Source organism: Nocardiopsis sp. LDBS1602, from assembly GCF_035818715.1.
GTDB classification, from domain to species: domain Bacteria; phylum Actinomycetota; class Actinomycetes; order Streptosporangiales; family Streptosporangiaceae; genus Nocardiopsis; species Nocardiopsis alba.
In genome coordinates this window covers 1,188,927-1,211,942 of sequence record NZ_JAYLVW010000001.1, presented here as the reverse complement: position 1 = coordinate 1,211,942, position 23,016 = coordinate 1,188,927, and the positions used below count along the sequence as shown (strand labels likewise).

At 71.2% G+C, this 23,016-nt stretch carries 17 protein-coding genes; 10 read left to right on the top strand and 7 right to left on the bottom strand.

Annotated elements, in window-relative coordinates; genetic code table 11:
• Positions 1-130: 130 nt before the first annotated feature.
• Positions 131-811 carry an HNH endonuclease family protein gene (locus U9J66_RS05530; protein ID WP_017533903.1) on the bottom strand — a complete coding sequence of 227 codons (681 nt, stop codon included), beginning with the start codon at positions 809-811 and terminating at the stop codon, positions 131-133.
• Positions 812-979: 168 nt separating this feature from the next.
• On the opposite strand from U9J66_RS05530, the gene U9J66_RS05525 reads away from it, so the two are divergent.
• Together U9J66_RS05525 and U9J66_RS05520 are read left to right on the top strand one after the other, a co-directional pair.
• On the top strand, positions 980-1,768 hold the full coding sequence (locus U9J66_RS05525) for a DUF1028 domain-containing protein (RefSeq protein WP_234305730.1): 789 nt from the start codon (positions 980-982) through the stop codon (positions 1,766-1,768).
• The gene (locus U9J66_RS05520; protein WP_326337220.1) at positions 1,765-2,697 is read left to right on the top strand and encodes an SEC-C domain-containing protein; all 933 of its coding nucleotides are present in this window, start codon (positions 1,765-1,767) and stop codon (positions 2,695-2,697) included. The genes U9J66_RS05525 and U9J66_RS05520 overlap by 4 nt, the downstream gene beginning before the upstream one ends.
• A 6-nt stretch (positions 2,698-2,703) precedes the next feature.
• Here the strand turns inward: U9J66_RS05520 and U9J66_RS05515 are convergent, their stop codons facing one another.
• From U9J66_RS05515 to U9J66_RS05490, 6 genes are all read right to left on the bottom strand, one after another.
• Entirely contained in the window at positions 2,704-3,198 is a 495-nt protein-coding gene (locus tag U9J66_RS05515; RefSeq protein WP_326337219.1) for a hypothetical protein, read from the bottom strand.
• Positions 3,199-3,230: 32 nt separating this feature from the next.
• On the bottom strand, positions 3,231-4,112 hold the full coding sequence (locus U9J66_RS05510; RefSeq protein ID WP_326337218.1) for a GntR family transcriptional regulator: 882 nt from the start codon (positions 4,110-4,112) through the stop codon (positions 3,231-3,233).
• Between the two features lie 93 nt (positions 4,113-4,205).
• Positions 4,206-5,234 (bottom strand): 4-hydroxythreonine-4-phosphate dehydrogenase PdxA, encoded by a 1,029-nt coding sequence (gene pdxA / locus U9J66_RS05505; RefSeq protein ID WP_326337217.1) that lies wholly within the window; start codon positions 5,232-5,234, stop codon positions 4,206-4,208.
• Positions 5,231-6,421 carry a four-carbon acid sugar kinase family protein gene (locus tag U9J66_RS05500; protein WP_161111664.1) on the bottom strand — a complete coding sequence of 397 codons (1,191 nt, stop codon included), beginning with the start codon at positions 6,419-6,421 and terminating at the stop codon, positions 5,231-5,233. The genes pdxA and U9J66_RS05500 overlap by 4 nt, the downstream gene beginning before the upstream one ends.
• The gene (locus U9J66_RS05495) at positions 6,418-7,452 is read right to left on the bottom strand and encodes a 2-keto-3-deoxygluconate permease (protein ID WP_161111665.1); all 1,035 of its coding nucleotides are present in this window, start codon (positions 7,450-7,452) and stop codon (positions 6,418-6,420) included. Before U9J66_RS05495 ends, U9J66_RS05500 begins: the two co-directional genes overlap by 4 nt.
• A gap of 225 nt (positions 7,453-7,677) precedes the next feature.
• Positions 7,678-9,975 (bottom strand): HelD family protein, encoded by a 2,298-nt coding sequence (locus U9J66_RS05490; protein ID WP_161111666.1) that lies wholly within the window; start codon positions 9,973-9,975, stop codon positions 7,678-7,680.
• Positions 9,976-10,327: 352 nt separating this feature from the next.
• Here U9J66_RS05490 and U9J66_RS05485 point away from each other — a divergent pair, with 352 nt between their 5' ends.
• The 8 genes from U9J66_RS05485 (at position 10,328) to U9J66_RS05450 (ending at position 22,692) form a co-directional block, all read left to right on the top strand.
• Positions 10,328-12,535 carry an anthranilate synthase component I gene (locus U9J66_RS05485; protein WP_042280801.1) on the top strand — a complete coding sequence of 736 codons (2,208 nt, stop codon included), beginning with the start codon at positions 10,328-10,330 and terminating at the stop codon, positions 12,533-12,535.
• 124 nt (positions 12,536-12,659) lie between these two features.
• A complete protein-coding gene (locus U9J66_RS05480; RefSeq protein ID WP_014912075.1) occupies positions 12,660-12,800 on the top strand; it encodes a GPGG-motif small membrane protein in 141 nt (46 codons plus the stop codon).
• Positions 12,801-13,038: 238 nt separating this feature from the next.
• On the top strand, positions 13,039-13,836 hold the full coding sequence (gene thyX, locus U9J66_RS05475) for an FAD-dependent thymidylate synthase (protein ID WP_014912638.1): 798 nt from the start codon (positions 13,039-13,041) through the stop codon (positions 13,834-13,836).
• Between the two features lie 219 nt (positions 13,837-14,055).
• On the top strand, positions 14,056-15,774 hold the full coding sequence (locus tag U9J66_RS05470; RefSeq protein ID WP_326337216.1) for a pyridoxal-dependent decarboxylase: 1,719 nt from the start codon (positions 14,056-14,058) through the stop codon (positions 15,772-15,774).
• 177 nt (positions 15,775-15,951) lie between these two features.
• On the top strand, positions 15,952-17,133 hold the full coding sequence (locus U9J66_RS05465) for an amidohydrolase (RefSeq protein ID WP_041561935.1): 1,182 nt from the start codon (positions 15,952-15,954) through the stop codon (positions 17,131-17,133).
• A gap of 426 nt (positions 17,134-17,559) precedes the next feature.
• Entirely contained in the window at positions 17,560-18,960 is a 1,401-nt protein-coding gene (locus U9J66_RS05460; protein WP_326337215.1) for a flavin monoamine oxidase family protein, read from the top strand.
• 275 nt (positions 18,961-19,235) lie between these two features.
• Positions 19,236-19,988 (top strand): CDP-alcohol phosphatidyltransferase family protein, encoded by a 753-nt coding sequence (locus U9J66_RS05455; RefSeq protein ID WP_014912242.1) that lies wholly within the window; start codon positions 19,236-19,238, stop codon positions 19,986-19,988.
• A gap of 199 nt (positions 19,989-20,187) precedes the next feature.
• Positions 20,188-22,692, top strand: coding sequence for a mannose-1-phosphate guanyltransferase (locus U9J66_RS05450; RefSeq protein ID WP_014912822.1), 2,505 nt, complete (start codon positions 20,188-20,190; stop codon positions 22,690-22,692).
• Positions 22,693-23,016: the final 324 nt, after the last annotated feature.

Here is a 23,016-nt window from a genome sequence, read left to right as displayed (position 1 = left end):
ACCCCGCCGGCGCGGGTGATCGGCGAGCCCGTCGCGAACGGCCGGTGAGGCCCCGGGGAGGGGGTCTCACCGGCCGTCGTCGTGTCCGGGAACGGAACCGGGGCGCTCGTGCCCGGACGCCGGGAACGACTCAGCAGCGGGTATTGATGGTGTTCTGGATGGAGGACTTCTCCGCGCTGGTCACCGACAGGCCGTACCGGTGCTTCACGTTGACCCACGCCTTGACGTAGTCACAGTGGATCGCGGTCCTGGGCGGCATCCACTGGGAGGGGTCGCGGTCGCCCTTGGAGCGGTTGCTGGAGGCGCTCACCGCCCACAGTTGGGGAGCGGACACGTCGTTGGCGAAGGAGCGTCGCCGGTCGGTGGTCCATCGGTCGGCGCCGGAACGCCACGCGTCGTACAGGGGCACCATGTGGTCGATGTCGAAGTCGGAGGGGTTGTCGGTCCAGACGCCGTCGTAGTCGCTGGACCAGCGGCCCGAGGTCGGTCGGCAGTTCCCGTCCACCTGGACGGTGTGTCCGTCCCGACGCAACACGTGCTGACGGGCGTCGCAGGGGCTCTGGACGACGACCCAGTGCGGGAAGAGGCTGCGGTCGTAGCCGGATCCGCTGTTCTTGGGGCGCACCGTCAACCCGTTGAGCTGGGTCTGGGCGGCCGAGGTGGAGGGGATGCCGGGCGGAAGGGAGTGGTGGGCCGAAGCGGGGGAGGCCCAGCCCAGGACGGCGACCATGACGATCGCGGCGAGGGTCGCCAGGGCGCCGGACACCGTTCTACGGGGACCGCGGGGGAGGGAGGGGGACGTGGACAACATGTCTCCTTGGGGGAGTGCGACATATCGGTCCCTCCAACGATGGTCCTCGGTAGGGGCTCCGACCAGACCCCCAAGGTGAAGTTCCGTGTCCACGGGGGTGGCGGGGCGGTGAACCCGCCGGCGATACGATCTCCGTTCACCGGAACCGAGCGGGAGCATGCGATGTCGTTGTACGCGGGGACCTTCTCGATCGTCGCCCACGACCCCGCGGCCGGGGTGTGCGGCGTGGCGGTCGCCAGCCGGATGCCCGCGATCGGGGCGTTGACGGTGTTCGCGCACGCGGACGTGGGCGCCGTCGCCACCCAGGCGTTGATCAACCCCCTGCTGGGGGTGGACGCCCTGGAGCTGTTGCGGACCCTTCCCGCGGACGAGGCGTTGGCCGCCGTGCTCGCCGACGACCCCGAGCCCGACTCACGTCAGGTGGCCGTGGTGGACCGGACGGGCCGCGCCGCCGCGCACACGGGGTTCATGACCCACCCCTGGCGCGGCCATCGGACGGGGGAGGGGTACGCGGTGGCCGGGAACATCCTGACCGGCGGCGCCACCCTCGACGCGATGGCCGAGGCCTGGGAGTCGGGGGCCGACCTTCCGTTCGACGAACGGCTGTTGCGCGCCCTGGAGGCCGGCCAGGCGGCCGGGGGCGACCGTCGAGGGAGGCAGAGCGCCGCGCTGTACGTGCACACCGGGAACCCCTATCCCCACCTGGATCTGAGGGTGGACGAGCACACGGACCCGGTCGCCGAGCTGCGTCGTGTCCACGGGGTGGCCCGGCGGGAACTGCTGCCGTTCGTGGAGGCGCTGCCGACCCGGGAGAACCCGGCAGGCGCCTTCGACCGTCTTCACGAGGAGGAGACGGTGGAGGGCCGAACGAACGCGCGCGCGTCCGATCCACGTGGCCGGGAGCACCGTCCGGAGGGGCGATGGGCGGACGGCGCGGGGGCTAGCCTGGAGGGATGACCGAACCCGCATTCTCGGCCCCCCTCGACCCCGGGCTGGTGGCGGCGATCCTGGACACGGATCTGCCGCAGCACGTCATCGACGATCTGGCGCAGTCCCCCGACGCGGCGGGGGAGATCCTCCTGAACGCCGCCTACGAACTGCGCGGGTCCCGCCCCGATACGGCCCGGCGGGTGCTCGACCTGCTGCGCGACCGGGCCCCCGACGCCGACCACCGTCAGTACGCCGTGCACATGTCGGCGCGCCTGCTCCGCGAGGAGGGCCGGGCGGAGGAGGCCGACCGGCTCATCGAGGAGCTCATGCGCCCCGGTGTCCTGGGCCGCCCCATGGCGGCGGTGCTGGCCGACGAGTTCGCCGAGGCCGGAGACCTGGATCGGGCCCTGTACTGCTACAACGTCGCCTGTCGCAGTCTGCTCGCGGCGCCGGTCGAGCTCGTGGAGGGGATGGACCCGGTCGGGCTGCTGCCGTTGACGGGACGCGCCCGCGTACGGGAACGGCTCGGGTTGCCCGCGGACGAGCACGACCGCGCCGTCCTCGCGGCGGGCGAGGGCGGACCCTCCCTCGTGGACGAGATGGGCCGACTGGACGGGACCGCGGAGGAAGGGGGAACCTTCGAGGACCCGACCGCGCGAGTGAGGGTGGTGCTCACCGGAGAGGAGCGGTCGTACTACGAGGACGTCGAGCGCGGCCTGCGGGAGAGCGCCGGGGAGCTCCGCTTCGTGGTGAGGGCCGACCCCGGGGAGATCGACGCCCACGCTCGGGAGCGCGGTCTCGATCCGAAGGACCCGGACACCCTCCGCTCCTGGGCGCGGACCCTGGACGCCGACTCCGCGCGCCCGGTCGTCTGGCCGCCGGAGCGCAACGCCGCCTGCTGGTGCGGTTCGGGACGCAAGTACAAGAAGTGCTGCGGTTCCCCGGCCGTGCGCTGACGCCGTTCACCCGGGCGGTCCGTCGCCTCCGGGCCGCCCGTCGAGGGTGAGCCGCGGCATCGGCGGGATCCGGGCGTCGGGCCGGACCGGCCGTCCGGCCGGCCGAGGGGGACGTCCCTCTCGGACACAGGAGAGGATCTCGTCGGCCGCCAGGACCCCGGCGCGCTCGAAGCCGTGGGTGTTGGAGTCGACCTCGTGCCAGAGCGCGTCGCGGAGGACGATCCGGACCGTGTAGGGGGGACACCGGTCCGGCCCCAGGATCGACCAGCGTCTCCGGAAACCCTCGGCGAACGCCCGGGCGAAGTCGCCCGGGAGCGGGGCGAGAGGTTCGCGGCAGAGCGGCGGCAGGTCGTCGACGACGTCCACGGCCCGATCCGTCTCCGCGCCCTCGGGCGGCGGCGCGGCGTCCAGCCACATCAGGGCGAAGTGGCCCGGGCACGCGGTCTGGACGACCTGACGGACGAACACACCCGTGATCGGGCGGGGGAGCGGTTCGGGCACGGGCGCCTCCGTGAGGGGTGTGGGGAGTCGTCTCAGGCCCGGAGCCGGTCGAGTTCGGCGCGCAGCTCCTCGGCCAGGGCCACCGCGCGCTCCAGTTCCGGGGCCTTCGTGTTCTCCCGGTGGTTCGTCTCGGAGCGCCTGCTCAAGGCGGGCCCGGGGGCCATGTTCACCTGGTCGGTGGCGCCGTCGGCCTCGATATCGAAGACCACCCGGTCCGACCGGTGCCAGCTCTCGAACCATTCCAACGGGGCGCCGGAACGGTCGAAGGTACCGCCCTCCAGGAGCAGGAGCGGCATCCCTTCGGGCACACCGAGCTCGCGGGCGATCTCCGGGGCGGCGGGCACGGCCCGGATCTGGCGGCGTCCGCTGGTCGGTACGACCCCGAACCGGGACTCCATCAGACGGTGCAGGGAGGCGTCGGCCAACATCGACGCCTCCAGACCGGCGAAGCGGTCCGCGGGCAGCCAGGTGCGCACGTAGGACAGGGGGTCCCCGTCCACCGAACGCACCCGTTCCAGCCGCAGCAGGGAACGGGTGCCCAGGTGCTCCTCGGCGGCCGGGATCCCCGTCTCCACCGCGGTCAGCGCGACCACGGCCGTGGTCAGGGAGAGGCCCTCGGCGGAGAACTGGTCGAACAGACCGGTCACCCGTTGCACGAGCCGGTGGTGTTCGGTGCGCACGGCCGCGACCGGGGCCCGACCCCGGGCCCGGCGTACGGTGCCCTCGTCCTCCAGGGTGGACAGGGCCTGGCGTACGACGCTGCGGGAGACCCCGAACCGTTCACGGAGCGCCGCCTCGCTGGGCAGCGTCTCGCCGGGGGCGATCGTGTGGTCGCGGATCTGCGCGCGGAGCACGTCGGCCACCTGGGCGTGCAGGGGGCGGGGGGCGGAACGGTCGACAGGCATGGCGTTCATTCTATGGTCCGGGAACGACGAGACCCCCTGTTCCCGGTGGTGTCCGGGAACAGGGGGTCGGACGGCCGCGCCCCCGTGGTGCGGCCGCCGGGCTCAGGCTCCGGGGTTGGTGGCCCGCCACACGTGGCCCCAACCGGGGGCGAGCTCCGCGGCCCGGCGCAGGGCCAGGACCAGGCTGGCCTCGCGGGCGATGCCCTTGCCGGCGATGTCGAAGGCGGTGCCGTGGTCGACCGACACCCGCACCACGGGCAGGCCGGCGGTGATGTTGACCCCGTCGTCGCCGTAGACGGCCTTGAACGGGGCGTGGCCCTGGTCGTGGTAGCAGACCGCCACCAGCTTCCAGTTCCCGCGCACGGCGGCCGGGACGAGGGCGTCGGCGGGCAGCGGACCGTGGGCGTTGATCCCCTCGGCCCGGGCCAGTTCGACCGCCGGGGCGAGGACGTCGGCGTCCTCGTCTCCGAAGAGCCGGTTCTCACCGGCGTGCGGGTTCAGTCCGGCCACGCCGATGGGCTCGTCGGGGGAGCCCTGGGCGCGGGCGAAGGCGCCCATCAGACGCAGTACCTCCAGGGTCCGCTCCCGGGTGACGTCCTCGATCGCCTGACGCAGCGAGACGTGGGTGGTGAGGTGGAAGAAGGACAGCTCGCCGGCGGACAGCACCAGGCTGTAGTCGCTCACCCCGAACTCGTGGGCGAGCAGTTCGGTGTGGCCGGGCCAGGCGTGCCCGCCCAGGTGCATCGCGGCCTTGTTCAGCGGCGGGGTGACGATGCCGTCGACCAGGCCGCGCTTGGCCAGGTCCACGGCCTCGATGACGAAGCGGGCGGCCCCGTCGCCGGCCTCGGCGCTCAGCTCGCCGGCGGGGACGTGGCCCAGGGAGGGGCCGGTCTGCACGATGTCGATGACGGCGGGGTCGTCGGCGGCGTCCGCGGGGGACGCGATCGGGTTGACCGCGTCGGGGTCCTCGCCCACCGCGCGGACGGCGTTGCGCAGCGCGTCGGCGTCACCGACCACCACCGGACGGGAGACCTCGCGCACCTCGGGGTGGCGCAGCAGGGACTTGGCGGTGATCTCCGGACCGATCCCGGCGACGTCGCCGAGGGTGACCGCGAGAGTGGGACGGCTCATTCGTTGCTGCCTTTCGTGTGACGGACCGCCTCGGCGGCGTCCAAGAGTGCGGTGGGGGAGCCGAAGCCCCCCGCCTTGGTGACGATGGTGAGGCCGTGTCGGGGGCCGCCCGACAGGGCGCCGATCGGGATGCCGGGGGCGACCTCTCCGGTCAGCCGGATGGCGTCGGCCTCCAGCCGGGAGGTGAGGGCGCGGGCGCCGTCGCCTCCGGTGACCACGAACCCGGAGATCTCGTGTCGCTCGGCGATGTCGGAGCAGAGGGCCCCCAACCGGCGGGACACGTCCTCCGGGGAGAGGGAACCGCCCCGGTCCTCCGGAGCCACGATCACGGTCCGGGGCGCCTCGGTGTCGAAGCGCTCCAGGACGGTGTCGCTCCACCGGCGCCAGGAGAGGTCGTCGGCCAGGTCCTCGGGCTCGGGACGCTCCAGCCGGGTGCCGGGGTCGTCGGCCAGTCGGGCGACCTGTTCGCGGGCGACGCCGTGCAGGGAGGTGACCATGACGAGCGAGGGCGCGAGGCCGGTGCGCGGAGGCCGGGAACGGGCGAGCCGGGTGGCGAGCCCGGCGGAGCCCACCGGGAGGGCGTCGGGGCCGAGCGCGACGACGGCCGCCGCGACCCGGTCCAGGTCCTCGTCGGTCCGGGCGTCCACGACGACCACGGGCCCCGCCGCGCGCAGGAGGGCCGCGTCCTCCGCGGCCGTGTCACCGGTCAGGACGACGTGTTCGGCGCCGAGCAGCGCGGCGACGTCGCTCTCGGTCACCGGGGTCACCGGGTCGCGGCCGACGGCGGTGCGATGGACCTCCACGCCGTCCACGAGCAGGATCCCGTCCTGGACGACGCGCCCTGTGGCGGGGAAGGCCGGGCAGACCACGGCCACCGCGTCGGGGGTCCAGGAGGACAGGGCCCCGTCGATCTCGGCGCGCAGCGGACCGCGCAGGGTGGAGTCCACCTTCTTGTAGACCAGCCCGACACCGGCCTCTCGCAGGTCGCGTACGGCGCGGGCGACGGTGGCGGAGGCCTCCTCCGCGGGCAGGGCCCGGGAGTCGGTGGTGATGGCGACGACGTCGGCGTCACCACCGGCCGGGGTGAGGCGGAGTTCGGTGCGGTGACCCGCGTGGACGAACTGGACGGCGGTGTCGCCCGCGCCGGTCAGGTCGTCGGCGACGATCGCGATGCGCGGGGTGGTCACGAGGCGGCCCCCTTCGTGGCGGTGGCCGCGGCGGCGGCCTCCAGCTCCTCTCGTTCGGCCTCGGCCGGGCGGGCGCCGGCGCGGCGCAGGACCCAGGTGGTGACCAGAGGGGCGAGGAGGGCGGTGACCAGGACGCTCGCGGCGACCTGGGAGGTGGCGGTGCCCACGTAGGCGCTGAAGGAGGGGTCCGCGGCGGCGACGACGGCCGGGGTGGCCACGGCGTTGCCGGAGGTGGTGCCGGCGGCGAAGCCGACGCCGGACTCTCCACCGCGTCGGAGCAGGAAGCGGTAGCCCAGGTAGACCAGTCCGCCGGTGAACAGGGTGATGACCACACCCATCAGGACGCCGGTCAGACCGCCTCGGGCGACGTCGCCGAGGTCGATTCCGGTACCGAGGGCGAAGGCGAAGAAGGGGATGACGATGCCGGGCACGGGCTTGAGCACCGAGCGCCACTGGGCGTCGACGTTGCCGATCACCACGCCCAGAAGGAAGGGCAGGATCGCGGCGAGCAGGGTGACGAACGGGATCTGGCCGAGGCCGGAGGCGCCGATGAACAGGAGGGCGAAGAAGGGGCCGTCGTTGACCGCTCCGGCGATGTAGGCGCCCCGGTCCTTGGTGCGTCCGTACTGGCCGGTGATGGCGAGCCACAGTCCGCCGTTGGCGTTGGTGGCGGCGGCGATCATCGCCAGGATGGAGACGCCGAGGACGCCCTCGGGGCCGGTGACCATGGCCAGGGCGACGATGAGCAGGCCGGGGATGACGCTCTTGCCCAGGAGGACCACGCCGGTGGTGGCCAGGACGGGACCACTGGTGCGGAGGGTGACCTGGGTGCCGGTGGCGAAGATCAGGAGCGCGATCAGCGGCAGGGCGCTGTCCTTGAACAACGCGGTGGTGAAGCTGCCGATGTCGAGGGCGGCCGGGGCGAAGGTGCCCAGCACGGATCCCAGGATCAGCGGGATGAGCATGGCCCCGCCGGGGATCTTGTTCAGCCAGTGGTAGAGGGGCACCACGGACCCGTGGTCGTCGCGCATGAGTGTCCGTTCGCAGGGGCCCGTGGGGTGGCGTTCCTCAGGGCCGATCCACATATTGTCCGTACAGAGTGTACGTACAATTTTGGTCGGCGTCACCTCGTTCGCCACAGGGATTCACATGGACCCCTCGGAGAAGGCCCAGGTGAACCGGTGCGGGATACGATGCGGCGGGGTCGCGAGGCCCGTGGGCACGGGCCCTCCCGCTCTCGAGAAGGCCCGCGCGCGTCAGGCGTTCAACCTCCCCAGAACCTCGGGAAGATCGATCTCGTGCGCCACGGTCAGACGCCGGGTCGCCCGGGTCAACGCCACGTACAGATCGCCGGCGCCGCACGGTCGGGCGAGCAGTTCCTCGGGACGTACAACGATGACCGAGTCGAACTCCAGCCCCTTGGCCTCGGTGATGGTCGACACCACCACGGAGGGGGTCGACCCGTCGCGCCCTCGCTCCGCCGCGGGGCGCGCGGCCTCCGGGAGGGCCTCGGCCACCTCGGAGATCGAGGCGTCGGAGGCGATCACCGCGACCCGGCCCTCCCCGATGGCGTCGAGCTCCTCCGCGACGAGCCCGGGAAGATCGCCCTTCGGACCGTTCCCCATGAGGACGGCCCTGGGCGGATCGCCCTCCTCACGGACCGACTCCGGGGCCTCCTGACCGGGCGCCGCCACACGCAGCACGTCGGCGGCGACCTCCATGATCGGCGCGGGGGTGCGGTAGTTGACCCGCAGCGTCTCCACGTACACCTTGTCCCCGGCGTACGGTTCGAGCGTCTCCCTCCAGGAACGGGCGCCCACCGTGCTGCCGGTCTGGGCCACGTCGCCCACCACCGTCAGGGAACGGGTCGGGACGCGTCGCATGACCGCGCGCCAGGCCATGGGGGAGAGCTCCTGGGCCTCGTCCACGATCACGTGCCCGTAGGTCCACCTCCGGTCGGCCGCGGCCCGTTCGGCCGTGGTCGAGGAGGGGCCCGGCGCCCGGTGCCGGTCGGCGAGAAGGGCCGCGTCCAGACCCTCCGCCGGGTCCTCCGCCAGGCCGGTCAGCTCCAGAACGCCCTGGGCGTAGCGTTCCTCCTCGGCCCGTTCGGCGTCCTCGCGTCGACGACGCGCCCGCTCGGCCCCGTCGTCCCGTCCCAGCAGCTCGGCGGCCTCGTCCAGCAGGGGCACGTCCTCCACGGTCCACGGCGCCCCGGCCGGACGCAGGAGGAGCGGGGCCCGCTCCGCGTCGAGGCCGCCGGCCTCCGCGACCCGGAGCAGCGTCTCCCGGTCGGAGTACAGATCGCGCAGCAGCCGTCGCGGCGTCAGATCGGGCCACAGGGCGTCCAGCGCCTCGCGTACGGGATCCTCCTGCCACAGTCGTCCACCGGCGTGGGGCAGGTCCTCCTCGTCCACGGGGCGACCGAGCAGGGTCGACTCGGCCCGCGCGAGCTCGCGGAGCAGCCTGTCGACCACGTACTTGCGGGCGACGTTGTGCTCCAGCCTCAGGCCGCGGGCGGTGGCCAGGACGCGGTCGCAGGTCGGACCGGGAACGACGAGCGTTCCCGCGTCGGTCTCCACCCGCAGGTCCGGTTCCCCGAAGGCCCGCTCCGGTGAACGCTGCCGGTCTTGGATCGCGGCGCGCACCAGATCGGCCATGACGGGCGCGCCCTTGAGGGCGGCGACCTCGTGATCGTCGCCGATCGTGGCCTCCACCCCGGGCACCAGCTCCCCCACGGTGCGCATCACCACGTCGGTCTCGCCCAAGGACGGCAGCACGTCCCCGATGTAGCGCAGGAACGTCGGGTTGGGGCCCACCACCAGGACACCGCGTCGTTCCAGGACCGAACGGTGGGTGTAGAGCAGATAGGCGGCCCGGTGCAGGGCGGCGACGGTCTTGCCGGTGCCCGGGCCTCCCTGGACCACCAGGATCCCGGACAGACGGGCGCGGATGACCCGGTCCTGTTCGGCCTGGATGGTGGCGACGATGTCGCCCATCCTTCCGGTGCGGCCCCGGGTCAACGAGGCCATCAGCGCCGCCTCGCCGACGAGTTGACGGCGGTCCCCCTCGGTCAGGCCGTCGGGGTCGAACACCTCGTCGTCCAGTCCGATCACACGACGATGGCGGACCCTCAGATGCCGGCGGCGGACGATCCCTTCGGGGGAGCCCGGCGTCGCGGCGTAGAAGGGCCGGGCGGCCGGCGCGCGCCAGTCCACGAGGATGGTCTCGTGCTCGGTGTCGCGTAGTCCGATCCGCCCCACGTAGCGCGCCTCGTCGCCGTCGTCGTGGGCGATGTCGATCCTGCCGAAGCACAACCCCTCCTCGACCGCGCCGAAGCGCGCGTGCCGGAGGGCCTGCTCGTAGGAGCGGGCCTCGCGTTCCATGAGGGCGGCGTAGCCCGAGCGCTCCTGGAGGTGGGCCTCGGCGAGTCGCTCCCTGGTGTGGGCGCGCAGGTCGTCCAACCGCTCGTACATGGCGGTGACCCGGGCCTGTTCGGTCGCGATCGCCGCCTTCTCCGCCGAGGGGGAGAGGTCGTCCTGTTGACGGGAGCTCATCTGTTTGCTATCCTTGCGTTGTGGAAGATGTGTAGAATTCTTCCTTGGATGCATGGGTGAAGCAGCCTAGCAGAGGAGTCCTCCTCGCGCCCACCCCTGCTCGTACGCCCTCGCCCCTCCCGGGACGAGGGTTTTCGTGTATTCGGCCCCGAAGACCGCGGGACACCGGCTACACTCGGCCCCATGCGAACCGAACCGATCAACGGACAGTGGTGGCGCCGCACTTAGGCGGCGCACCGATCAGTTCGCATACCCGAACAGCGACCGCCCCGGAACGGCGGTCGTTCGTGTTCTCCCACGGCCCCGTCCGGTGTGACCGACCCCGACCGTCGAACGCCCCGAAGGACCGGCCGTGAAGCCCAGCGACGCCCAGACCACCACGTACCGCACACCGAGCGGCGTGACCGTCCATCGCAGCGTCACCCCCTGCGATCCCGAGATCCTCACCGAACTCGTCACCTCGGTCGAGCACCGACGCGGCGGCGTGCTCTCCTCGGGCATGGAGTATCCCGGCCGCTACGACCGCTGGCACCTCGGGTACGTCGACCCCTGCGTGGAGATCGCCACCCGCGACCGGCGGGTGACGCTCACCGCGCTCAACGACCGCGGACGGGTCCTGCTCCCCGTCCTGGGCGAGGCGGTGGCCACCGTGGGGGAGACCACCGACCGAGGGGTCGACCACGTCACGGTGACCGTCCCAGAACCCGACCCGGCCGTCCTCTTCACCGAGGAGGAGCGCAGCCGCCGTCCCAGCGTCTTCAGCGCCCTGCGCGCGCTCGTGGAGGCCCTGAGCAGCCCCGAGGACTCCACCCTGGGTCTCTACGGGGCCTTCGGCTACGACCTGGCCTTCCAGTTCGAACACGTCGAACGCCACATCGACCGCGACCCCACCGACCGCGACCTGGTCCTGCACCTGCCCGACGCGATCATCGTCCGTGACCGCAAGCGCGAGACCTGTGTGCGTCACACCTACGAGTTCACCGTCCCGGCGGGGGAAGGACGCCCCGAGGCCGTGACCGAGGGGATGCCCCGACGGACCGGACCCACGCCGCCGGTGGTCGCCTCCGAGGTGCCGGAGGGGCCCGTGCCCGGCTCCTACGCGAAGATCGTCGCCGAGGCCAAGAAGCGCTTCCGCCGTGGTGACCTGTTCGAGGTCGTCCCCGGTCACCGCACGTTCGCCCGCTGCTCATCGCCGGCCCGTTTCTACGAGCGACTGCGCGAACGCAACCCCGCCCCCTACGAGTTCTTCTTCAACCTCGGCGAGGGCGAGTACCTGGTGGGCGCCTCCCCGGAGATGTTCGTCCGGGTCAGCGGCGCCCCCGACGCGGGACGACGGGTGGAGACCTGCCCCATCTCCGGCACCATCCGACGCGGCGAGGACGCCCTGGCCGACGCCGAGAACATCCAGGAGCTCCTCTCCTCGGTCAAGGAGAAGTCCGAGCTCACCATGTGCACCGACGTGGACCGCAACGACAAGTCGCGGGTGTGCGAACCGGGCAGTGTCCGGGTCATCGGCCGTCGGCAGATCGAGATGTACTCGCGGCTCATCCACACGGTCGACCACATCGAGGGCACTCTGCGTCCGGAGTTCGACGCTTTGGACGCCTTCCTCACCCACATGTGGGCGGTCACCGTCACCGGAGCGCCCAAGACCTGGGCGATGCGATTCATCGAACAGCACGAGAGCAGCCCCCGCCGCTGGTACGGCGGGGCCGTGGGCGTGATCAACTTCGACGGTTCGATGAACACCGGCCTCACTCTGCGCACCGCTCACATCCGTGACGGGGTGGCCGCCGTCAGGGTGGGCGCGACCCTGCTCTACGACTCCGACCCCGAGGCCGAGGAACGGGAGACCTTCCTCAAGGCCCGCGCCCTGTTGGAGACCCTCGCGCTGGGGGAGGCCGAGGACGAGGGCACGCCGCCCGAGGCGGGGCCCGTCCGAACGGAGGAGCGCCCGGGCGAGGGCATGCGCGTCCTGCTGGTGGACCACGAGGACTCGTTCGTCAACACCCTGGCCGACTACGTCCGTCGCCACGGGGCCGAGGTCACCACCGTCCGCTACGGCTTCGACCACGACCTCTTGGACCGGCTCGCCCCCGACCTGGTGGTCCTCTCGCCCGGCCCCGGCCTGCCCGAGGACTTCGCCATGTCGGAGCTACTGGACGCCCTGGCCGCCCGCCGACTGCCGGTGTTCGGCGTCTGCCTGGGCCTCCAGGGCATGGTCGAACACGCGGGAGGCGAGCTGCGCTCCCTCGACCACCCCGTGCACGGCAAGCCCGGACGGGTCCGGGTGCTGGGCGGAGACCTGTTGGAGGGGCGGGGCGAGGACGGACTCTTCCAGGCCGCGCGCTATCACTCCACCTATACGGTGCCCGAGGCGGTGAAGAACTTCGAGGTGACCGCCGTCCTGGACGCCGAGGCCGGCGAGGAACCGGTCGTCATGGCGATCGAGGACCGCGCGGCCCGGTGGTACGCCGTCCAGTTCCATCCCGAGTCGATCCTCACCGCCGCCGACGGAGAGGACATCGTCGCCCGGGTCCTGGAGCTGGCCCGGCGCTGAACCGGCGTGGGCGGCGGCGCGACCCGTGTCACAGTGGCCGCCGCCCACCTGGGCCGACGCCGAGTGAAGCGAAGGCATCACCGAGGCGAAGTTTGATCGGATCGTGACCGGACAGGGGTTGCGTATGGGTATTCTGCTAACAATTCTCGGGATCATCCTCATCGTCTCCGGTGTTCTGGGGGTGCTGCGCGGACAGCTCCTCTGGGGTATCGCCGCCATCGTCGTCGGCCTCTTCGTCGCCCCCGGCTACTTCTACGGTCTCTGACGGAGCGCCTTCGCCCCTCGCCGACCTCGCGGACGGGGTGGGGCGGGGCAGGTGCGAACGGACGGACGCCCTCTGACCGGCGATGTCCGATGCCCGGCCGACCACGCCCGACCGGCGGGACGTGTACCCTCGGGGGAGGTCAATCGGCCCCGCCCCACACACGTTCCCGTGCCCTGGAAGATCCAGGTCGCGGCGGTCGAGCGTGCCATGGGACGGGGAGTCGCGAGGAGAGGGTGCTGTGAAGAAGGTCGAGCCCCAGGTCCGCCTGGTCGCACGTCCACAGGTGGACTACGACGCCATCGCCGACTACCTGGAGGAGGTCGGCGGAGCCGCGTGGCTGGAACGGTTCGACCGGGGTGAGCTCGACGCCCACCTCAACGACCCTCAGAACCTCGCCGAGTTCGCCGGGCGCCTGTGCTACCGCTCCTGGGAGCCGGGCCTGAACCCCAACGTCACGCGGGTGCGCAAGGACCAGGACGCCTACCTGGGCAACATCCTCGCCAGCCTGCACGGGTCGGTGCTGGAGCACGTGAGCTTCAGCTTCGTGCTGCACAACGTCTCGCGGGTGCTCACCCACGAGCTCATCCGGCACCGTCCGGGTGTGGCGGTCTCCCAGGAGTCGCTGCGCTTCGTACGCCTGACCGACCTGCCGTTCTGGTTCCCGGACTGGGCCGAGGACGACCCGGAGCTGATGGAACGCGCCACGGAGATGCTCCAGCGGATGGAGGAGTTCCAGTTCTGGATGGCCGAGCACTTCGGCCTGGACGACGAGGGCGTCAAGTTCGCGGAGAAGAAGCACAAGACCTCCTTCATGCGCCGCTTCGCCCCCGAGGGCGTGGCGACCGGTCTGGTGTGGACCGCCAACGTGCGCACCCTGCGGCACACCCTGGAGGCCCGCACCGCGCCCGGTGCGGAGGAGGAGATCCGGCTGCTGTTCAACCTGATCGGCGAGACCCTCCAGAAGGAGGCCCCCGCCCTGTTCGGCGACTACGTCGTCGAGGACGGTGTCTGGGTTCCGAAGCACCGTAAGGTCTGACCGGCCGCGCTCGAACACGCACGACGCCCGTCCGGAACCCCTCCGGGCGGGCGTCGTCCGTCGTGCGGAGGTGGTGTCGAGGCCCGGGCCCCTCATTGGCGGGGAATTGCCCAGGGTATTGACGGGACGGGGGTGCGGCCCGGGGCGTCGGGGGCAATGAAGGTGGTCGGTGGGGTCTCCACCGACCACCTTTCTCGTACCCACACCCAGGGAGACGTCATGGCCCACGACAGGAACGACACCCCGGACCGGGAAGCGGACCACGCGACCGCCTCACGGGACGAGGAGGAGGCGGCCGCGCACAAGGCGCCTCCCATGCCACCGGACTCCGCCTTCAAACTCGGTCCCGCCGGGCTCAAGGAGAAACGCCCACGACTCCTGGCCGACCTACAGAGATATCTGGACCATCAACGGCACTACTTCCTCGGATACCAGGTCAACCAGGGGCTCGACGACGTCGCCTACGACCTGTCGGACCTGCTGAGGGTGCACACCAACAACATCGGCGACCCTTTCAAGGACAGCAACCTGCGCACCCACACCAAGCCGTTGGAACGCGCGGTGCTCGCCTACTACGCGGACCTGTGGGGGATCGCCCCGCACGACGAGAAGGATCCGAAGAGCGCCTGGGGCTACGTGCTGAGCATGGGCTCCTCCGAAGGCAACATCTACGGTCTGCTCAACGCCCGCGACTTCGTCTCGGGCAAGCACCTGCTGTTGGAACGCGGCACGTCCGAGAGCCGGGTGCCGCGGCTGGCCATGGCCCAGGCGACACCGGTCACGGGGAACCCGAACGCCACCGTCCCGGTGATCCTCTTCTCCCGGGAGTCCCACTACTCGATCGCCAAGAGCGCGCACACGCTCGGCATCCCGACGTTCGGCGCCATGGGCAACGATCCGAAGCGGGACTACCTCAAGGACGCGCGGAGGGTCATGGGCACCCCCACCTGGCCGACCGAGGTCCCCTCCCACGACGACGGCCGCATCGACGTGGACGGGCTCGTGCGAGCGGTCGACTACTTCGCGGAGAAGGGCCACCCGGTGGTGGTCGTGCTCAACCTCGGCACCACCTTCAAGGGGGCCTACGACGACGTCGAGGAGGCCGTGTCCCGGCTGGGCGGGGTGTTCGAGAGACACGGGATGTACGACCGCGAGTTCACGGTCGAAAGGGACGGAAAGAAGGAGAGGATCAAGCGCGACGGCTTCTGGATCCACGTCGACGGCGCGCTCGGGGCCAACTACGTCCCCTTCCTGGCCAAGGCCGGGGTCGCGGTGCCGAAGTTCGACTTCTCCCTGCCCCGACCGGGGGTGAGCTCCATCGTGGCCAGCGGTCACAAGTATCCGGGCTGTCCCTGGCCGTGCGGGGTGTTCATGACCAGGCGCGGACTCCAGTTGCAGCCGCCGCCGATGGCCGACTACGTGGGGTCGCCCGACACCACCTTCGCCGGGTCGCGCAACGGGTTCTCCGCGGCGGTGCTGTGGAACTTCTTCGCCGAACACTCCCACGACGACCAGGTCCGGATGGCCAAGGGCTGCCACGACACGGCCGTGTACACCGCGCGGCGACTGGAGGAGAAGGTGGCGCCCAGACTCCGCGAACTGGGGAAGGACCCTCTGGAACGCGAACTGACCCGGCACTCGTTCAGCGTCCGGTTCAGGGCCCCGGTGGAGCGGATCATCGAGAAGTACTCGCTGGCCACGGTGACGGTGCCCTTCGGGGAGAGCTCGGTGAAGACCTACGTCCACCTGTTCACGATGCCGCACGTGACCGAGGCGCTGATCGACGAGCTGATCGCCGACCTGATGGAGGAGGACGCCTTTCCCGCGAGCGCGGTGCGCCCGGTCGCCACGAGGGCGCTGATCCCCGAGCAGCACACGCCCGCCGAGGAGACGGAGGTGCTGTACTCCGTGGCCATGACCGATCGGGGCTTCGCCTGACACGGGGCGACGGTCCGTCCGGTGAGCGTGTCGGAGGGACCGTCGCCGACCGAGGTGTGACGTGGGGGTGTGAGCCGTGACATGCTGCCGTATCGCGAACTCGAACGATCGAGATGCGGAACCCATGGCCTCCTCGGAGGTCGTGGACGGCACCACTCCCTCACGGAAAGGCCCACCATGACCGGACAGCGGAACACCACGATCTTCCGGAACGTGCGTCCCATGGGCGGAGAGCCCATCGACCTGACGGTCGTCGACGGGGTGGTGGCCACCGAGGCCCGAGGCCCCGTCGAGGAGGTCGACTGCGGGGGAGGGGTCGCGCTGCCCACCCTGGTGGACGCCCACATCCACCCCGACAAGACCACCTGGGGCGAGCCCTGGTACTCGCGTCGCGCGGCCCGGGGCATCGCCGAACTGGGTGAACAGGACGCCGAGGTCTTCCGGAACATGCCCACGCCGGTGTCCGTGCGCTCCGGACGGCTCATGGGCCACGCCGTCACACGAGGCACCCGGGCCATGCGCGCCCACGCCGACATCGCCCCCGCCTACGGGCTGGAGGGGCTCCTGGGCGTCGGGGAGGCCGCCGCGAGCCTGTCCCACGCCCTCGACGTGCGGATCGTGGCCTTCCCCCAGCACGGTGTCCGACGGGCCCCCGGAACGGACGCGCTGATGGAGGAGGCGTTGCGGACCGGCGCCGCCGACCTGATCGGCGGGATCGACCCGGAGGGGTTCGACGAGGACCTCGACGGCCAACTGGACCTGGTCTTCGGCCTGGCCGATCGCTACCGGGTCGGTGTCGACATCCACCTGCACGACCGCGGCCCCGTGGGATCGCGCAGCCTGTGGGCGATCATCGAGCGGACCCGGGCCCTGGACATGGGCGGTTCCGTGACCGTCAGCCACGCCTTCGGGGTGGCCGAGGTGGACGAGGGGTTCGACGCCCTGGCCTCGGCGCTCGGGGAGGCGGGCATCGCCCTGACCACCATCGCCCCGGACCCGGCACGGGTACTGCCGGTGGCCCGCCTGCGCGAGCACGGGGTGCGGGTCGGCGTGGGCTCGGACGGGGTCCGTGACGCCTGGAGCCCCTTCGGCGACGCCGACATGCTGCACCGGGCCCACCGGTTGGCCACGACGCTCCGGGCCCGTCTCGACGAGCAGCTCTCCGACGCCTTCCTCACCGCCGCGAACGACGGGGCGGCCCTGGTCGACCTGCCCGAGGTCGACTTCACTCCGGGTTCCCCCGCCGACTTCCTGGTGGTCGACGGGGAGTGCCTGCCCCAGATCGTGGTGGACCTGCCGCCGCGTCGTCTGGTGGTGCGCGCGGGTCGCGTGGTCGCCAGGGACGGCGTCCTGGTGTGAGTCGGAGGCGCCGCCGACGACCAGGGCCTTCGGCCGCGGTGGCGCCCTTCCACCGGGGCGGGTGCGCCCGATCGGGTCGAGGCCGTATCGTGTCCTTCCGAAAGCGTAAGAAAACCGAAAGCCTCGTGTCCTAGGTTCTGCTTTCGAGAGATGTCGGGGACGGACGACATCTCGGGTTCCTCCCCTCTCCACGTCTCGCGGATCGTGGGGAGAGGATGTGCACCACCGGGCGGTGGTCGGTGGAGAGCGCCGACCACCGCCGCCTTTTACCTTGTGGACGATGTCCTCGTGTTCGAGTTACCGGTGCGGGGCGGCACCGGTCGGAAAGGGGCGCATCGCGCGGTTTCTGGTGTGTCCTCCCAGGTCGGGGGAGCGTGGAAGCTTAAGGTCGCACTTGTCGGCCGCCGACACGACAGGGGGAGCGCGATGACCGGGACCGAGGACGTGGGCGCGGAGATCGTCGAGGAGGAGGTCTCCGGTGACGAGAGCGGTCGTGAGCCGGAGGCCGAGCCCGAACCTCGCGGGCGTCGGGCCGAGGAGGGGCGCGGTCACACGATCGTCGTCGGCGCCGGTATGGCCGGTCTGGCCGCGGCCGATCTGCTCGCCGAGCGCGGGGAGCGGGTCACCGTCCTGGAGGCGCGGGACCGCCTGGGCGGTCGCATCCACTCGGTGCGGACCTGGGACGGCGTGACCCTGGACGCCGGGGCCTCCTGGATGCGCGGTGAGGAGAACAACCCGCTCTCCCGGCTGGTGCGCGACTCGGGGGCGCGCACGGCCACGTTCAACCGTTCCACCGAGACCGCCTACGACCCCAAGGGGCGCCGCCTCCTCTTCGACCGTCACCGCCGCAACATGGAGGACGTCAACCTCCTGCACGAGCACATGTACTGGGCGACGGTCGGCGCGACCGAGGACCAGTCCATGGAGCAGGGGATCGAGCACGCCCTCTACGACGTGAACCTGGTCCGTTCCCGCGCCAGGGACGCGACCGAGATCGTCCACCGCATCGCCGAGGCCGACCACGGCGCGGAGGCCGACGAGATCTCCTTCACCGCCGTCGGCTCCACCCACGAGTTCAGCGGCGACGACGTCGTCTTCCCCGACGGCATGGGGGAGCTCACCGACCACCTGGCGCGGGGGCTGGACGTACGCCACGAACACGTGGTCCTGTCCGTGGCCCACGACGCGGACGGTGTCCGCGTACGCGTGGAGACGCCCGACGGCGAGGAGACCCTGACCGCCGACCGTGTCGTGCTCACCCTTCCGCTCGGGGTCCTCAAGGCGGGGACGATCGACTTCGATCCGCCGCTTCCGGAGGACAAGCGCGACGCGGTGGAACGTCTGGGCAACGGCCGTCTGGAGAAGCTCTTCCTGCGCTTCGACGACGTTTTCTGGGGCGACGCCGAGGTGCTGGTGCACCTGGGCACGGAGGAGGGCACCTGGTTCCACTGGTACGCCGGGCAGAACGTGTTCGGCACCCCGGTACTGGTCTGTCGCAACGGTGGGGACGCGGCCCGCTTCCTGGCCGGCATGGAGGACGGTGAGGTGGTCGAGCACGCCATGGCCTCGCTGCGGAGCATGTTCAAGAAGGCCCCGGACCCGATAGACCACTACCTGACGCACTGGATGGACGACCCCTTCGCGCGAGGCGGGTTCTCCTTCACCGCCGTCGGTTCGGGCGACTCCGATCGCGTCGCCCTGGCCGAACCGATCGAGGACCGCGTCTTCTTCGCCGGCGAGGCCACCGATCTGGAGCACAGCGCCACGGTCCACGGGGCCCTGCTCTCGGGGTTGCGCGAGGCCGAGCGGATCCTGCCGCGCGACTGAGGGGCTTTCGCCGGGCGTCGGCCCCGAGCGTGTCCACCGCCTTGGCCGATAGTGGCCGTGGGAGCGGCCCGCCTCCGGTCCCTTCCGGCACCGAAAGCCCAGGTGATCACCGGGTCACGCGGTGAGTCCGTACAGGATACGATTGGCGGGCGGCCGTTCCGGGGCGCCACGAGGGCGCGACGGGACGCGCGGTGGCGGGGGAGACGGACCCCGCCGTTATCGTGGGCGCTATGGGGCGATCCGCGGAAGAAGGCAGACACGAGGCGGGGGGCAGTGTGGCCGGCCCGGTGGTCAGTGACCGCATCTGGACGGTTCCCAACCTGTTGAGCATGCTCCGGTTGTTGGGCGTACCGTTGTTCCTCTGGCTCGTGCTGGTGCCCGAGGCCGACTGGTGGGCGCTCCTGGTCCTGGCCTTCGCGGGGGTCAGCGACTGGTTGGACGGCAAGATCGCCCGGGCCTGGAACCAGGCCTCCCGGCTGGGGCAGTTCCTCGACCCGCTCGCCGACCGGCTCTACATCTTCGCCGCCCTGCTGGGTCTGGTCATCCGGGGCATCGTCCCGTGGTGGCTGATGGCCATCCTGGTCCTGCGCGACGTCCTCATCATCGGGGCCCTGCCCCTGCTGCGCCATTTCGGCTATGGGCCGCTGCCGGTGAACTTCGCCGGCAAGGCCGCGACGTTGTGCCTGTTGTACTCGTTTCCCCTGTTGTTCGTGGCCGAGTACGCGTCTCTCGTCGCTGATGTGGCGAGGATTATAGGTTGGGCCTTCGCTCTGTGGGGAACGGCTCTTTACTGGTGGGCCGGTTCGCTCTACGCCGTACAGGGACTGCGCCTGATCGACCAGACCCGCCGCGCCGAACGTACCGATCACGAAGGTGTTCGCACGGGAGTCCCCGACGGTGACACGCGGGGTGGGCACACGGATCGACACGATCCGACCGCACCGGCGACCGTCGACGGCGACCCCGGCGCGGAACCCGAGGGCCCGGATCCAAGGGGCCACAGGGATCAGGGCGGCACCATGCCCTGATTCGGAACACCGGCGGGCCGGCTCACCGCGGACCTGTCGGATCGAAAGGGAGTGTCGTCTCCGCCATGAGAACATGTCCCACCACGCGTGATGGCGCGTGCTCCGAACACCTGATCCCCGTCCTCGCGGACGGTACCTCTCCACGGAGGGCCGGGCGATGACCGGGCCCCACGAGGAACCCACGACCGCCGTACCCCCGATGAAGGCCGTCGTGATGGCGGGCGGCGAGGGCACGCGCCTGCGCCCCATGACCGCCAACCAGCCCAAGCCACTTCTTCCGGTGGTCAACAGACCGATCATGGAGCACGTGCTGCGTCTGCTGCGCAAGCACGGCTTCACCGAGACCGTCGTCACCGTCCAGTTCCTGGCCACGCTCATCCGCAACTACTTCGGCGACGGCGAGGAGCTCGGCATGAAGCTCCACTACGTCGCCGAGGAGGTCCCCCTGGGGACCGCGGGCAGTGTGAAGAACGCCGAGGAACACCTGCGCGGAGAGCCGTTCATCGTCATCTCCGGTGACGCGCTGACCGACATCGACCTCACCGACATGGTCCGCTTCCACAAGGAACGCGGCGCCAAGGTGACCATCGCCCTCAAGCGGGTGCCGAACCCGCTGGAGTTCGGCATCATCATCGTCGACGACCAGGGGCGCGTCCAACGGTTCCTGGAGAAGCCGACCTGGGGTCAGGTCTTCTCCGACACCGTCAACACCGGTATCTACATCATGGAGCCCGAGGTCCTCGAACGCGTCGCCGAGGGCGAGGTGGTCGACTGGTCCGGCGACGTCTTCCCGGAACTCCTGGAAGAGGGCGAGCCCATCTACGGCTACGTGGCCGAGGGCTACTGGGAGGACGTGGGCACCCACGAGAGCTATCTGAGCGCCCAGGCCGACGTGCTCTCCGGCAAGGTCGACGTCGAGATCGACGGCTTCGAGGTGTCGCCTGGCGTGTGGGTCGGCGAGGGCGCCGAGGTCAGCTCCGCGGCGATCCTCAAGGGCCCGCTCTACATCGGTGACTACGCCAAGGTCGAGCCCGGGGCGGAGCTTCGGGAGTACACCGTCGTGGGCAGCAACGCCGTGGTCCGGGCCGAGGCCTTCGCGCATCGCACGGTCCTGCACGACAACGTGTTCATCGGCCGTGGGGCCAACCTGCGCGGCACCGTGATCGGCAAGAACACCGACGTGATGGCGGCGGTCCGGATCGAGGAGGGCGCGGTCGTCGGCGAGGACTGCGTCATCGAGTCCGAGGCCTACCTGCACAACGACGTCAAGGTCTATCCCTTCAAGACCATCGAGGCCGGGGCGGTGGTCAGTACCAACGTCGTCTGGGAGTCGCGCGGGCAGCGTTCGCTGTTCGGACCCCGGGGCGTGTCCGGGCTGATCAACGTCGAGATCACCCCGGAGTTGGCGGTCCGGCTCGCCAACGCCTACGCGACCACCCTTAAGAAGGGCGCGGTCGTCACCACCTCGCGCGACGTCTCGCGGGCCGCGCGCACGCTCAAGCGGGCGATCATCAGCGCGCTCACGGCGGCCGCCATCGAAGTGCGCGACCTGGAGGTCGTGCCGTTGCCGGTGGCACGGTTCCACACCGCGCAGAGCGGGATCAGCGGCGGTATCACCGTCCGCACCAGTCCGGGCGACCCCGAGTCGGTGGACATCATCTTCCTCGACGGCGAGGGGGCCGACCTCTCGCCGGGGGCCCAGCGCAAGCTCGACCGGGTCTTCTCCCGCGCCGAGTACCGCCGTGCCTTCCCGGGGGAGATCGGTGAACTGTCCTTCCCCGCGCGCAACGTGGAGAACTACTCGCACGACCTCCTGAGGGCCGTGGACACCTCCGGGGTGGCCGAGGCGAGGTTGAAGGTGGTCGTGGACTGCGCGGGCGGCACGGGCTCGCTCATCCTGCCCTCCCTGCTGGGGCGGATCGGGGTGGACGTGCTCACCGTCAACAACCGATTGGACGAGGCCTCGCCCACCGACACCGTCGCCAAGAGGATGCGCGACCTGGAACGGCTGGGCGAACTGGTGTCCGGATCGGGCGCCGACTTCGGCGTGCGCTTCGACCCGGTGGCCGAGCGGCTGTCCATCGTGGACGAGAACGGTGAACTGGTCGACGACGACCGCGCGCTGTTGGTGGTCCTGGACCTGGTCACCGCCGAGCGGGGCGGCGGCACCGTGGCCCTGCCGGTGACCACGACCCGGGTGGCCGAGCGCGTGGCCCGGTCGCACGGGGCGCAGGTGCGCTGGACGGCGACCGCCACGGACGAGCTGACCAAGGCGGTCCGGGCCGAAGGGGACACGATCGTCCTCGCCGGCGACGGCCGCGGCGGGTTCGTCGTCCCCGAGTTCAGCCCCACCGGTGACGGCATCGCGGCCTTCGTGCTGTTGCTGGGCCTGGTGGCCAGGACACGCCGGTCGCTCGGTCAGATCGAGCGGGCGATCCCCCAGGCGCACCTGCTGCGCCGTTCGGTGCCCACGCCCTGGGCGATCAAGGGCAGCGTCATGCGCGCCGTCGTGGAGGCCGCCGGCGACCGGGAGCTGGACACCACCGACGGTGTCCGGGTGATCGAACCCGACGGAAGCTGGGCCCTGGTCCTTCCGGACACGGCCGAGGCCGTCACCCATCTTTGGGCCGAAGGTCCCGATCCGGACAGGGTGCAGCGGCTTCTGGACGAGTGGGCGGCCGTGGTCGAGTCGGCCGAGGGCTGACGCGCGTCCTCGCGGGCGTGGGCGAAGAGGTCGCCCACGCCCGCGAGGCGTGCCCGGTCGTCCCGGTCTCCCGCTCTTTTCCCGCCGTTCACCTCGCCGAGAGGGCCCGCGAAAGACGCAGGTCAATGCCGGCGGGGGAAGTCCTCGAAAATCCGTCGCGCGTTCGCGTGAACCAAACGCCCGCGCACGGCATCACTTCCAGGACGAGTGATGGTCCTTGAACGGGTCCGCCGCCGACCGGGCGGAGGGCCGGTGGGGAACCGCCGACCGCGGAACGCGCACGCGAATCGAGGGTGTTCGCGGCCGGCCGAGGGGAGCGGAACC